Genomic DNA, 13533 nt, shown 5'->3' with positions numbered 1-13533 from the left:
CTACTCATTATAGATCTCATCTATATCTACGGTGCTCGAATGGCCTCCAAGGTCGACTTGAATCTCATCAAGGTGTTTCTCGCCATCCATGAGACGGGGAGCGTCAGCGCTGCTGCGAAAAGGCTTCATCTGACACAGCCATCGGTCAGCTATTCGCTGTCCAGGCTCAGGTCATTGCTCAATGACCCCTTGTTTCATAGGACTCGAGATGGAATGCAGCCAACTTATTCGGCGGATAAGTTGTATGAGGTGTTTCGTGTGTCTGTAATGAATATTGAATTGGCAATTTCTTCAACAAGGGAATTTGATCCATCGCAGTCGAGGCGGACCTTTAGAATTGCCTTGTCGGATCTAGGGGAAATATTTCTCCTTCCCATCCTCATGAAAGCTTTTCGTGAGCTGGCGCCAAAGGTTTCCATAGATGTTGTCCCCATGGAAGTGGGCCAGGTAGAAGAGTGGCTGTTGAAAGGTCGCATTGATGCAGCCGTCGGAAATCTGACCTTCCTTAAAGGAAAGGTTCAGTCATTGCCCGTCTTCGAGGAGTTTTATTCATGTCTTGTCTGTGCGAAGCATCCACGAATTGGCAGTAAGATGACGCTGGATAAATTTCTCGGTGAGAGCCATGTCAGTGTGTCGCATACCACAGGGCACTCGATGGTTGAAGAGATGCTGAAAAAATTGGAAGTATCACGGCATGTGGCGCTGAATATACCTCATTTTTCCGCCTTGCCGAGTATTATACCTGGTAGTGAGCTGGTTGCTTGTCTACCCAGTAGAGTCGCTGGCATGTTTGCGGAAAATGGGGAGATGCGAGTGATGGCGTTACCTTTCGACCTCCCGACGTTTGAAGTGGGAGTGTATTGGGAAAACAAGCTGGGGGACTCAAGTGAACAGCAATGGCTGTGTCATACGATGCGCCGGGTTCTGGAAGTCCTGTAAGTTTTACGGTGCTGTTTTGTGCCTCTTTTGATGGGGCTTCATATAGACAAGTATTATATGGTCAAGGACATTATCTGGAGCAGTATCCATGGAGGAGCCTGGGGGCTCGGTCAGCCGTCACTCCAGCTCAGGTCATCCATCTTCCACAGGGCCGCCGGTGTCGTTCTTCATGGCTTCTATTGCATCGGTATTCGTCTCGTCTGCAGCACCGCCTTCCGTGGCTGGCTTCTCCGATGAGGCGGTGGATTCAATCCAGCCCTGTTCCCGGTAGTAGCGCAGGGCCCCTTCGTGCAGTGGCGCGGAGAGGCCATCCTCGATCATTGTCTCGGGTGCCAGTACCGAATAGGCCGGGTGGAACTCGGTGAAGCGCTCGAAGTTGTCGAATACCGCGGAGACCAGTTTATAGACCAGATCCGGGTCAGTATTCTCGCTGGCCAGTAGGGTAGCTCGCACGCCGAAAGTGGTGATCTCGGGTTGGTCTTCGTAATAGAGTCCAGCGGGGATGGTTGCCCGGCTGTAGTAGAGAGTGCTTTCCAGCAGGGCGTCGACGGCGGGCCCTTCGACATCCACCAGTACGGCATCACAGAGATCGGCGGCCTGGCGGATGGAAGTATCCGGGTGACCCACTGTGTAGACCATGGCATCGATGTTGCCGTGACATAGCTCCAGTGACTGCTGGTCGGCGGGGAGCTCGTTGACCAATGCGAAGTCGCTGAGGCTCCAGCCCTGGGCGGCGGTCAGCTGCAGCATGGTGGCACGCTGGCCGGAGCCCGGGTTACCGATATTCACCGAGCGTCCCGCCAGTTCATCAAAGGTTTCCACGTCAGCGTCTCGGCGTGCCACGAGGGTGAAGGGCTCGCTATGCACCGAAAAGAGGGCGCGTAGGCTCTCATCGGGGCCTGCCTCGGCGAACCCCTCTATTCCTGACACCGCATGGTACTGCAAATCCGACTGAGCCAGGGCGAAGGGCACTTCCCCGACGCGCAGGGCTTGGAGATTGTCCATGGAACCATCGGAAGGACGAGCTTCGCAGGGGGCCTGCATCAGCCGACACAGGGCCCGACCGGTGATGTGGTAGACCCCGGTGGGACTGGCGGTGGCAATCACCAGCGGAGTGTCCACCGAGGCAGCTTCAGCAGGCCCCAGAACCAGGGTTGCCAGCAGTACGGAACCTGTCAGTTGGCTGAGGCGCTGAGAAATGAGCGTCGGGATACCCATCGCGATCTCCTTGGGACATAGTGGCGTTCCCTGATGTTGAGTCTAGGCCCCCGTTGAAAGGGGGCCAAGGAATCACGACACAAAAGCGAAGGTCTGAAAGCGAAACCCCAGCTCCAGTGAGTCAACACCAGGTTCGGTTCTGGTTGACGCCTGGCTGCAGCGGCACCTTGCCCCGGACCGTGCTCTGTGCATGATCGTGCCGTACCTGATGTCGAGCGTTTCGCTCGTTCCTTTAAGGGGGGTATCGGTCGCTGGTGGTTCGAATTGGACAGGGGGTTAGGGCATGGTGGTTACAGGTCGCTGAGTTCGCAACGACAACGGAGAACGGACCTGCCAGTCTCCAGGCTGTGTGTCTCCCCGAATACATCCGGTACCGGTAACCAGAGGGAGAAAACAGGGGCATTTCGTCTTCGCTGTGATGTTGATCACGAGCGGGGTGCGTTGACGCGGTAATTCCTACCCAGTGGGATTTCTACTTTTCCACATTTAAAAAAACCGGTAGTAGGCAGCTCAACCCCCATTGAGCGGACTCGCTACCTAAGGGGGAATTTCGTGGCCTGGGGCTTATTCGAAAAAATAATGCTTTTTGTCGATGTTTGCAGTGTTTTTTCTGAACTTGTTTTTCTTGTGGAAATCTTTGCTTTTTCTATGCTTTCACCTCTTGGGCTTGCCTTTTATTTTTTACGAGGTATGGTTGTAAGCATCTGGGATAGAAAGTATCACTAAAATATTTCCATGCGTGCATGGGGATTTTTCTTGAGGCATGACTGTGTCTTTAAGGTGTCGAGTTATTTCTGCAAATCGTTCAATTGACAGGATTTTATCCAAGAGCATGTGCCACCCTTTCTTCTTTCGGGGACGGTCGATAGATTACGCATCTGTCATTGAGAAAGTTGAACGGCTGGCAGCCGGTGGAGAAAGTGATCCTGGTGTAGTATCTGTAGATAAAGTTATCCGTATCGTGGACTTGTCTACAGGGGAACGTCGTACTTATACATTAACCGCGCCTGACAAGGCGAAACCACACTATGGATTTATTTCCATTTTTTCACCTCTCGGATCAGCGCTGCTTTCCTCGAGAGTAGGAGATGTTGTGAAAGTGGTAGTCATGGGGTTTGAAAGGAAGGTGCGTATCATTTACGTACAATAAATTTCCCGCGCCTGGATAAAGCCAGGATTAAGTAGGCCTCCAGTGCACATGCGGAAGTGCCTGGGTTATATCGAGGAGGTTTGTATGAGTAAAGAGAAGGAAAAGAAAAAGCCACAGAAGACGCTGAAGGAAAAGCGCAGAGAAAAGAAAGAAAAGGAAAAAAATTAATGTTGTAGAAATGCCCGCCTGACGGTGGGCATATTCATGAAATGAGCTCCAGTCAATATACCCAGTCTATCGCTGTCGGTGACTTTCTTCCGATACATCACGGAAGCGCTGTGCTGCAGCTGCGTTTGATGTAGCCCCTTTGCGGGAATGATTTTGCGCTTCGCATGGGTCCGCTGTTCCTCTGGCTCCTTGGGCGTACCGGGGCCATTTGCAGGTATGACGTAGAACGCGACCATAGCGAAAGGACGGTCTGGCTGCGATGTCTTCAGGTTTCTCAGCACTCCTGACAGCCGTTGGCCTGGTGAGCCCAACCGCCCAGCATGGGGGCCAGTGATCGAACAGGCCCTTTCGATCTGAAACCAGGACATACTTCCGTTCATTGTCGGCTAGTACCGGGCAACGGCGGCAACCTTTTCTCCACGGGGGACGACTGGATGATGGATGTGTTGGTCATCGCATAGGGCACGATCTGGTCGATCACTCGCTCCATGTCCGCGATGGAGGCGAGGTGGGCACGGGCCAGAAAGCAGTCTTCTCCTGTCACGCGGTCGCACTGCGTGATTTCGGGAATCCCCTTGAGGATCTCCGCTACTCTCTGCATTTCTCCGGGGACCGGGCGTACTCGGAGCCAAACCGCGATTGGCAGCCCGATGGCTTCAGGTGAGATCGAAGCGCTGTAGCCGGTGATGACGCCAGCGTCCTCCATGCGCCTGACACGCTCGGCCACGCTGGGTGATGACAGGTTCACCTTGCGGGCCAGCTCGGCCGTCGTCGTTCTGCCGTTCTCGACCAGGATCGTCAGAATCGTCTCATCAATCTCGTCCAGGCCGTAATTTTTATATCGAAGGGTTTTCACGTTAATAGCCTTTCTTGTTTATGGAGATTGCTCATGAATAACTGGCTATAAATATGCAGATCGTCGTTTTCCCTCTTCATAATATAGGTGATGAAGAGGAGTCATTCATGAAGCCTGACGTTACCGGATCGCCGAGGCTTGATCGTGCTGCCGAGGCTGTACCACCGCATGCGTGGTTCGGCGTCAGTGCGATCTTCCACTATCTTGGTCCGTCCTTTGCGGTCTTGCTGTTCCCTGTGTTGGGAGTGCTGGGGATCGCCTGGTTGCGGATTGCGACAGCCGCTCTGGTCTTTGCTCCAATCACCAGGCCCTGGAACACCATCCGGGAGGCTGACCCCGGAACCCGATGGTTGCTGATTGGACTCGGCGCTTGTCTGGCGGTAATGAATACGTCCTTCTATCTCGCGCTCGACAGGTTGCCGATGAGTCTTGTCGCAGCGATGGAGTTTGTCGGAACCATCGGTGTGGCGCTCTATGGGCTAAGAACCAGACGAAACCTTCTGGCGCTGGTGATGACCGTCATTGGTGTGCTCATTCTGATCGACGTGAAATGGGCCTCCGATCCGCTCGGATTGTTCTGGGCAGCCTTGAATGCCACCTTGTTTGTCGGATACATCATCCTTGGCCACAAGGCCTCCGAGGGTGGTGCGAGCCGTGGGGTCGAGCGTCTCGGGGCCGCGATGTCCATTGCCTTCATCATGCTCATGCCGGTCGGTTTCATGGCTGCGGCACAGGCATTCGGTATGCCGTTGGTGATCCTGGCCGGCATGGGCGTTGGAATCTGCTCGTCAGTGATTCCCTATGCCTGTGACCAGCTTGCCATGTCGCGCTTGCCGCGCGCGTCATTCGCCTTGCTGTTGGCGCTCTTGCCGGCGTCGGCGACGATCATCGCGGCCATTGTGCTGGTCCAGATTCCAACGCTGCAGGATCTTCTCGGCATCGCCCTCGTCATGCTGGGTATTGCCGTGCACAGACCGGCCGGGATATAGGTCTTGAATGACTTGACCTCGAAGGGTCTGGTCTCAAACGGCATAGTCTCAAACGGCATAGTCTCAAACGGCATAGTCTCAAACGGCATGGCCTCGAATGTATCAGCGGGAGGTTCACCGTGCCGAGCCGGCTTGGAGGAGTTCAGGCTGGATACGCAGGAGTAGAACAGGCATGCTTTCAGCAATCAAAACCAGCAGAACCAGGTGAGCCCCGCATGTCTGATCCCTTCAAGCAGCTGCATACCGCGATGAACCAGTTTGCCGCTGAGCGCGACTGGGATCAGTTCCATTCACCCAAGAACCTGGCCATGGCGCTGACGGTGGAGGCGGCGGAGCTGCAGGAGTGCTTCCAGTGGTTGACCGAGGAGCAGTCCAGAGCGCTGGATGATGAGCAACTGGCCGCCGTGCGTGACGAGATTGCCGATGTTCAGCTTTACCTGATCCGTCTGGCGGGCAAGGTGGGCGTGGATATCGAGCAGGCCTGCCGGGACAAGATGCAGAAGAATGCGGCCAAGTATCCGGCGGACGAAGTCCGAGGCAGCTCGCGCAAGTACACCTGGTATCAGAAGTGATTGAATGACGGCTTGTTGATACAGCAGCGGGCCACAACAAGCATTGTTGGGGCCCGCTGCGATGTCGCTGTTATGGCAATACTTCAGCAGCTCGTTGTGTCTTCATGCGTTGCTGAACGGCGAGGATCGCGATGATGATACCGCAGCCGACCAGCGTGCCCGTTACCCCCGGGATCAACGTCAGGATTGCGGCTGCCGCCAGCAGCAGGCGTACAGGCCATCTGGTGCGTACAAAGCCCTGGCCGACCATGGCGACATTGAGTGCCGTGAGGGCCAGAGCACTGATGACGACGACGTAGATTCGCTCGAGCACACTGCCTTCCAACATCAGCAGTTCCGGCCTTGCCACGAACAGGAAGGGCAGGAAGAATCCTGGAAGCCCGATTTTCACCGCCTGCATGGAAGTGCTGAAGTAGCTTGCTTCGGCAATGCGCGCAGCAACCAGCGAGGCGACTGCCACGGGGGGCGTCAGAGCCGAGAACACGGCAAAGTAGAGCACGAACATATGCGCCGCCATCACGCTCAGTCCCATGTCGATCAGCGCCGGTGCAGTGAGAAGGGCGACGAGAATGTAGGCGGCAGAGGTCGGCAGCCCCAGGCCGAAGACCAGACAGGCCAGAGCAGCGATCAGCAACAGTATTCCCAGGTGCCCATCGGCATAGTCGAGCATCAGGTAGGACAGTTTCTGAGCGAAGCCTGTGGCCGTCAGCACCTCGACGAAGATGCCGATCACCGCCACGATCACCGCAATGGTTGCTCCGCTGAATCCGCCTTCCCGCAAGCCGTCGATGAGACGTGCTGCGGCTTCCTTGAAGGCCTGCAGGGGTTGGTGGCGCTGGCGGATAGCGTTGCTGATAAACTCCAGAACGATGATCGAGAGGCAGCCATAGGCCGCTGCGTAGGGTGGCGGCATGCGGCTGACCAGAAGATAGACGAGCACAACGATCGATACGAGCAGGTGACCGTAGCGTGCCAGCAGTACCCTGGCGGGCGGTACCTCGATGCGCTTGTCATTGTTTGCCTCTTGCTCCACACCATCGCGAGTGGCCTGAAGGTGTACCGCCAGCAGTAGATAGAAATAGTAGAGTGCGGCGGGCAACGCTGCGGCCAGGATAACCGTGTCATAGGCCAGTCCAGTCACGCCTACCATCAGGAAGGCGGTCAGCCCCATGACCGGTGGTGTCATCTGGCCACCGGTGGAAGAGACGGCTTCCACGGCAGCGGCAAAGGGCCCCTTGAAGCCCGAGCGCTTCATGGTCGGTATGGTCATGCTGCCAGTACTGGCGATATTGGCCACGGTACTGCCCGAGATCATGCCCATGAAGGCGCTCGCCAATACAGCGATCTTGGCCTGGCCGCCACGGGAGTTGCCGGCCAGTTTGGTGGCGAAGCCCATGATGAAGTCGATGCCGCCTGTCGACTTGAGCAGCCCGGCGAATACCATGAAGACGAAGATGGTGCTTGCGGAGAGCTCGGTCAGCGAGCCCAGTACGCCCTGGAAATTCGGGATCGAGGCGTAGGAGACCAGCCGGTCGAAGCTCATCCCACCGTGGTGGAGCAGATCGGTAGGCAGTTGGTTGCCGAAATAGCCATACAGCAGGCCAAGCACTCCGATCAGGGGAATGGTGATTCCCCATTGCTGCCAGGCGGCGATCAAACAGGTAGCGATCAGCAGGCAGCCGACCACCACGTCCATGGGCTCAGGACCGAACACTCTCTCGGTAGTCAGGCCGCTGTATTCGACCAGAACGTAGCCCGCGGCCAGAGCCGCTATACAGAAGCACAGAGCAAGGATGGCACGGGCCAGGGTGTGTCGTGCCTGGCCGACGGCACTGGCGAAGATGATCAGCAGAGCGAGTCCCAGGTGCAGAGCCTTGAACTGCCCGGAAGGAAGGTAGTACTCGAAGGTCTGGGCCAGATGAGTAGCCACCATCAGCAGTGTCAGCAGCAGGACCAGGTTGGCAGTATTCAGGTAGCTGCGTTTGTCGCTCAGTAGCGTTGGAGTCATGGTCAGGGGGCTCTGGCGTCGAGGATGAAGCTACCATGCCCGGTGACGGGGCATGGTAGACGGTGGAGTCACGCACTTACCGGGTCGGCGATGACCAGTTCGTCTCGCCATACACCCTGTTCCTTGAAATAGCGTGCAGCCCCGGCGTTGACCGGGTACTCCTTCAGCAGATACTCGACAGCGAAATCCACACTGATGTCCTGTAGCTGCGCCCCTACGCGGCGCACTTCTTCAGGGTTGTCGAAAATGGCCTTGCAGACGGCATAGGCCTCGTCGTCGGTTACCGAGGGCGGAGTGGCCAGCACGCCGGAGATCGCCGGTATCAGCATCTCGCCATCGATCTTGTCCCACTGGTCCGCCGTGACGGTGGTGGCGATCAGGCCCGAGTTGATCTGTTGGGCGCGAGTCAGCACATCCGGATCAGTCGGCAGAACGCGGAACTCCACGGTGTTGTCGATCTCTGCGAGAGACGGAGAAGGGCGGCCATTGGTCAGCGTCGAGGGAATGGCATCGACCGCCCCTGACTGAAAGGCGCTGAAGGTGTCGTTCCAGGAGCCGAATGTCCAGTCGACCTGGTCGGCGACACCCGCGGCTTCAAGGATGGTCTGGTGCATGATGGCGGTGGCGCCGCCCGCAGTGGAGGGCATGACGCGTTTCCCGGCGAGATCTGCAAGGCTGTGGATGTCCGAGTCCTTGCGTACGATCAGCGGGATGTTCCACACCGTATAGGCGAAAACCTGACGAGCATCGATCGGGTCCGGGAAGGGCTGTTTGCCCTGCGTGGCCGGTGGCCAGTCAGTGGAAGTGGTCTGGCCGAAATCAATCTCTCCTCGACCGGCCATGACCATGTTCTCGGCGCCCCCGGATGTGGCCAGGGTGGTACAGCGCATCTCGCTGTTGCGCTGGACTGCCTGGGCCAGGGCCTCGATGATGATATACCCGGTCGACCCCAGGCTGGCAGAACCCCAACGCAGCTCGCGTGCCGGCGCGGCGTGAAGAATGCCGGGAAACATCGCCACGCCTGCTGTTGCGATACTGGCCTTGAGAAGCTGTCGACGATTGAGGTCGATTTTCGAGAGGGCTGTACTGAATTGTCGTTGTTGTAGTGATGTGGAGCGTGATGTGGATCGTGTCATGACTCGGCCTTCTTGTTGGTGGGTCCGAAATGGCATTGCCATGTCCGTTGGCGTTGGCGTTGGCGTTGGCGTTGTTGTCCTTTACGCCTGCTTTCAGGCGCCGCTTCCCCGCGTTACCTGTGCGGGTTGCATTGCCTGAGTAGTGATCTCTATCTCCCGGTGGCCGGGTTGCAGCTCGAAGCGCTGGAAGGTGGTGGGCAACCCGTCCCGTGAATACCCACGAACCTGCCACTGCATGCCGCACTGAACGTCATCGGGTAGCGCGAGGGAATGTCTGGCGTCCGCCGAGAATGGACCTACACCCAAACGATGCATGAAGCGGCTGGTCAGAATGCGTTGGGTGTGGAACAGGTACTCATGGAGTGATAGCCCGTCAAAGTCGCTGGCTGGCCGTTCCATCAAGGCTTCTGCATACGCCAGTGGCATATAGAACTCATTGAAGGTCCATGGCTCACCTTCGACTTGTACCAGACGCTGTACAACGGCGGCCCTTTGCTGACCGAAGAACTCGGCCAGCTCGGTATCCAGCTCCACTTCACGAATACCCAACCCCTGCAGGTTCAGCGGTAGCGGGCGTCCCTCATCGAGGAAGCGGAAGACACGGATATCCTCGAATTTCACTTCCTGGTCACGAATGAAGGTCCCACGACCGTGCTCGCGGATGACAATGCCATCGTCCGACAGTGCCTTGAGGGCCTTCTGCAATGTACCGAGGCTAGCTGGTAGACGTGCGGAGAGCGCCTGCTCCGATGGCAGCTTGTCTCCCGGCAGGAGATCACCGGCATGAACGGCTTGCTTGATGGCGTTATAGAAACGCGCATATTTCGGTACCCCGAGATGTTCGTTCTCGAAGTGGGGAAGACATGCCTTGACGATCTTTTCCAGGGTCATGAGTCGGGCCGTCTGTGGTGGTAGTGATGACGTCAATAATAGCTATATAGCTTTAATGTTGCATAGAGGTCATGGTAGTTTCAAGCGTATTGATGTGTTTTCCCTTTCACCGCTGGAGGACCTGCCTGCGATGTCGACCTTGCCGCCGTTCACCACTCGCCCAGAGATAAAGGGAACCTTCGGAGCCGTTTCCACCACTCACTGGCTGGCCTCGAGCGTGGGCATGGCGATACTCGAGAAGGGAGGAAATGCCTTCGATGCGGCGGTGGCATCGGGGTTCGTCCTGCAGATCGTGGAGCCGCATCTGAATGGCCCAGGAGGCGAGGTACCAATCATCGCCATGCGTCATGATGACGAGGCGCCCCGTGTCATCTGTGGTCAGGGTGTCACCCCGATGGGAGCGACTCACGAACACTTCGCCTCTCTCGGTCTCAAGACGGTACCTGGTACTGGCCTGCTCCCAGCAGTGGTGCCGGGGGCCTTCGACGCCTGGATGAGGTTGCTACGTGATTACGGCACTCTGTCACTGGAGACAGTGCTGGAGCCGGCCATCGGTTATGCGGAGCGAGGCTTTCCGATGCTGACAAGGGCCGTGTCATCGATTCTGGCGGTGGTCGATTTCTTCAAGCAGGAATGGCCGAGCTCCGCCGAACAGTGGCTGGAAGGGGGCAGGGCCCCCAGAGCAGAAGCCTTGTTTCGATCCCCGGCGATTGCTGCCACCTATCGTCGTATTCTGGCTGAGGCCAGATCGGCTGGTTCGGATCGCATTGCCCAGATAGAGCGCGCTCGCGATACCTTCTACAAGGGCTTCGTGGCCGAGGCCATTGATGACTTCTACCGACAGCCGTTGATGGACAGCAGCGGCGAACGTCATGCCGGTGTGCTTTCGGGGGAGGATATGGCGCGCTGGTCGGCCAGTGATGAGCCGACCATCAGCCGCCCCTATGCGGGCCTTGAAGTACACAAGGCCGGCCCCTGGAGTCAGGGGCCGGTGTTCCTTCAGCAATTGGCGCTGCTCGAGGATGTGGATTTTACTGCCTTCGGGGCAGAGAGCGCCGAGTTTGTCCATCAGGTGGCAGAGGCAGCAAAACTTGCCTTCGCTGACCGTGAGGTCTGGTATGGCGACCCCAATAGCGCGGAGGTACCGCTGGCAACTTTACTTGGTCAGGCGTACAACGACGAGCGTCGGAAACTGGTCGGGGAGCGGGCTTCGTTTGAGATCCGCCCTGGACTGGAGGGGGGCAGGCAACGGCTCGAGGCCATCATGGCACTGGCCGGTAGTGAGCCGACCGTTGGCCCCGGTGGCGGCGAACCCACCTTTGCTCCGCTGCCATCGGTCGAGGGAGATACCGTGCATCTGGATATCGTGGATAGGCACGGCAATATGGTGTCCGCCACGCCCAGTGGCGGTTGGTTGCAGAGTTCACCCAGTGTTCCGGGGCTGGGATTCTCGATCTCTACCCGTGCCCAGATGACCTGGCTGGTGTCGGGTCTCGCCTGCTCTCTGGAGCCGGGAATGCGGCCACGCACGACGCTGTCGCCTACGCTGGTGACCCGAGATGGTAGACCGTACCTTGCACTGGGAACGCCTGGCGGAGACCAGCAGGACCAATGGAGCCTGGCGACCTTCCTGCGTATTGTGCATTACGGCTACGATCTGCAACGCGCCATTGATGCACCATTATTCCAGGTTCGCCATTTCCCGGCCTCATTCCATCCGCGCAAAAGTGTGGTGGGGCGGCTGTTGATCGAACGTCGTTTTTCCGAGCATGACCTGGCGGAACTGCGCCGCAGAGGGCACGAGCTTGCGGTACAGGGCGATTGGTCGTTGGGCAGAATGTGTGCCGTTGCCCAACACAACGGCATGTTGCATGCCGGCGCGTCGGCCAGACACATGCAGGGGTATGCCGTCGGTCGTTGAGCCCAAGGGGAGAGGGCAGTTAGATCCCGGCCCACCACTCGTAACCACGATCCTCCCAGTAGCCGCCCTTGCCGCCATACAGGTCGCGGAAGCTTTCCACCACCTCGACTCGCATGACGTATTTGGCATGTTTATAACCCAGCTGGCGTTCTGCGCGTAGGCGAATCGGCGCGCCATTGGCCACCGGAAGAGCATCGCCGTTGAGGTCGTAGGCAAGAATGGTCTGCGGGTGGTAGCTCTCGATCATGTCGAGGCTTTCGTAATAGAGGTCGGAGCGGCCGTAGGTGTGGTCGGCACAATGGAAGACCACAAAGCGGGCGTTGTCGTGAGGCTCCGCCTGATCGAGCAGGTCGCCCAGCACCACGCCGGTCCATTCGCCGATGCAGCTCCAGCCTTCCACGCAGTCGTGGCGGGTGATCTGTGTGCGTGATGGCATTTCTCGCAATTGGGCGAGGGATAGCTCCAGTGGCCGGTTGACCAGGCCATCGACACGCAACTGCCAATCGGCGAAGCCATTCTCCACCATGCGCAGGTATTCCGGCTCTTGCGGGTCGGTGGTGCCATTGGCGCGGAACACCGGGGCAATGTCGCTCTTGTCGAATTCCTGCGCCAGAGATTGTCGGGAGGCAACCAGCCGTTGTGCGCCGCGTGTCAGCTTCTCCATCGAGCCGAGTGCCTCTCGCACTTGAGGATTGCGGGAGATGCTATCGTCACAACCCGGTAGAAGGGTTCCCGCACCGAGTGCGCCCAGTCCGGCCAGCAGCTTGCGGCGGCCGCGATTCACGCGGCGTGAAGTATCATCGTTCATCGCGTTGGTTGGCCTCATCCGATACGTTGATGCGGTAGGTTCCTGTCACCATCGAGCGCAGGTTGTTGAAGAATCCCGAGATCACCACCAGTCCGACATGAATCACCACGAACAGCACAATGGCAACGGCACCAATGAAGTGGAAGGTGCGTGCGCTCTGGCGGCCGCCGAACATCTCGGGTAGCCAGGGCCAGGCGGCATCCATGGTTGGTGACATGGCCAGGCCGCTGAGCACCAGCATCGGCAATAGTCCGAACAGTACAACGATGTAGGTGAGCTTCTGGATCACGTTGTAGTCGGAAACGTGATGGAAGCGAAAGCGTGCGTGGTCGAGAAACGTCTGCTTCATCTGACGCCACTGATGGGCGCTGGGAAATATCTGTCGCCTTCGCTGTCGTCGGATGACGGTGTAGATCAGGTAGGCCACCAGTGATGTCGCGAATATCCAGGCAGCGAGGAAATGCCAGTTGCGTCCCATTGCCAGCCATTTGCTGCCTGGCAGGGTGGCCCAGGCAGGAAAGGCGCGTTGGCTGTATTCGTCGTTATGCTGTGACCACCCCAGCACTCCGGTGGTGTCGAAACGATAATCGGAAATCTGCAGGTAGCCTCGGGCCTCGCCCTCTGCTGTCCGCCGTGCGCCGATGGCAAGCACGGCATTCTCGGACAGTGACTGGTCCCCCCAATACAGCGTGGGGTGAGCATTGAAGATCTGCAGGCCGCTCATCAGCAGGATCACCAATGCGACCAGGTTGATCCAGTGCCAGACACGAGTCCCGGGGCTGTGGCGTTTGATCAGCCTGGTGTTGCTGCTCTCCGGTGACGGTGAGCCTGATGGTGGCTCATGGTCAGTGGCGGTGTTGGCAGGGGATGTCATGGT

General features: G+C 57.8%; 12 protein-coding genes. 5 read left to right on the top strand and 7 right to left on the bottom strand.

Annotated elements, in window-relative coordinates; genetic code table 11:
* Positions 1 to 39: 39 nt before the first annotated feature.
* Entirely contained in the window at positions 40 to 939 is a 900-nt protein-coding gene (locus BUE38_RS05840) for a LysR family transcriptional regulator (RefSeq protein ID WP_073434196.1), read from the top strand.
* Between the two features lie 132 nt (positions 940 to 1071).
* Here BUE38_RS05840 and BUE38_RS05835 read toward each other — a convergent pair whose 3' ends face one another.
* Entirely contained in the window at positions 1072 to 2157 is a 1086-nt protein-coding gene (locus BUE38_RS05835; protein ID WP_073434075.1) for a TAXI family TRAP transporter solute-binding subunit, read from the bottom strand.
* Between the two features lie 763 nt (positions 2158 to 2920).
* Here BUE38_RS05835 and BUE38_RS23465 point away from each other — a divergent pair.
* Entirely contained in the window at positions 2921 to 3307 is a 387-nt protein-coding gene (locus BUE38_RS23465; RefSeq protein ID WP_084541751.1) for a GreA/GreB family elongation factor, read from the top strand.
* A gap of 544 nt (positions 3308 to 3851) precedes the next feature.
* On the opposite strand, the gene BUE38_RS05820 is transcribed toward BUE38_RS23465, so the two are convergent.
* Positions 3852 to 4331: an Lrp/AsnC family transcriptional regulator gene (locus tag BUE38_RS05820; RefSeq protein WP_073434072.1), complete on the bottom strand. Its 480-nt coding sequence runs from the start codon at positions 4329 to 4331 to the stop codon at positions 3852 to 3854.
* A gap of 107 nt (positions 4332 to 4438) precedes the next feature.
* Between BUE38_RS05820 and BUE38_RS05815 the strand changes: the two genes are divergently transcribed.
* Both BUE38_RS05815 and BUE38_RS05805 read left to right on the top strand, forming a co-directional pair.
* Complete coding sequence (locus BUE38_RS05815) at positions 4439 to 5320, top strand: EamA family transporter (RefSeq protein ID WP_073434071.1); 882 nt, start codon at positions 4439 to 4441, stop codon at positions 5318 to 5320.
* A gap of 215 nt (positions 5321 to 5535) precedes the next feature.
* The gene (locus tag BUE38_RS05805; protein ID WP_073434070.1) at positions 5536 to 5892 is read left to right on the top strand and encodes a nucleotide pyrophosphohydrolase; all 357 of its coding nucleotides are present in this window, start codon (positions 5536 to 5538) and stop codon (positions 5890 to 5892) included.
* Between the two features lie 70 nt (positions 5893 to 5962).
* Here the strand turns inward: BUE38_RS05805 and BUE38_RS05800 are convergent, their stop codons facing one another.
* The 3 genes from BUE38_RS05800 to BUE38_RS05790 all read right to left on the bottom strand — a co-directional run bounded on the left by BUE38_RS05800 (position 5963) and on the right by BUE38_RS05790 (position 9927).
* The gene (locus BUE38_RS05800; protein WP_073434069.1) at positions 5963 to 7900 is read right to left on the bottom strand and encodes a TRAP transporter permease; all 1938 of its coding nucleotides are present in this window, start codon (positions 7898 to 7900) and stop codon (positions 5963 to 5965) included.
* Positions 7901 to 7968: 68 nt separating this feature from the next.
* Positions 7969 to 9036: a TAXI family TRAP transporter solute-binding subunit gene (locus BUE38_RS05795; protein WP_073434068.1), complete on the bottom strand. Its 1068-nt coding sequence runs from the start codon at positions 9034 to 9036 to the stop codon at positions 7969 to 7971.
* Positions 9037 to 9129: 93 nt separating this feature from the next.
* Entirely contained in the window at positions 9130 to 9927 is a 798-nt protein-coding gene (locus tag BUE38_RS05790; protein ID WP_073434067.1) for a GntR family transcriptional regulator, read from the bottom strand.
* Between BUE38_RS05790 and BUE38_RS05785 the strand changes: the two genes are divergently transcribed.
* Positions 9905 to 11848 (top strand): gamma-glutamyltransferase family protein, encoded by a 1944-nt coding sequence (locus BUE38_RS05785; RefSeq protein ID WP_200802145.1) that lies wholly within the window; start codon positions 9905 to 9907, stop codon positions 11846 to 11848. The genes BUE38_RS05790 and BUE38_RS05785 overlap by 23 nt on opposite strands.
* 19 nt (positions 11849 to 11867) lie before the next feature.
* On the opposite strand, the gene BUE38_RS05780 is transcribed toward BUE38_RS05785, so the two are convergent.
* Both BUE38_RS05780 and BUE38_RS05775 read right to left on the bottom strand, forming a co-directional pair.
* Positions 11868 to 12656 (bottom strand): molybdopterin-dependent oxidoreductase, encoded by a 789-nt coding sequence (locus tag BUE38_RS05780; protein ID WP_073434065.1) that lies wholly within the window; start codon positions 12654 to 12656, stop codon positions 11868 to 11870.
* Positions 12646 to 13530, bottom strand: coding sequence for a cytochrome b/b6 domain-containing protein (locus tag BUE38_RS05775; protein ID WP_084541748.1), 885 nt, complete (start codon positions 13528 to 13530; stop codon positions 12646 to 12648). Before BUE38_RS05775 ends, BUE38_RS05780 begins: the two co-directional genes overlap by 11 nt.
* Positions 13531 to 13533: the final 3 nt, after the last annotated feature.

Source organism: Halomonas cupida, from assembly GCF_900142755.1.
In the GTDB taxonomy this organism is placed as follows: Bacteria; Pseudomonadota; Gammaproteobacteria; order Pseudomonadales; family Halomonadaceae; genus Halomonas; species Halomonas cupida.
This window is presented reverse-complemented; position numbering and strand designations above follow the sequence as displayed.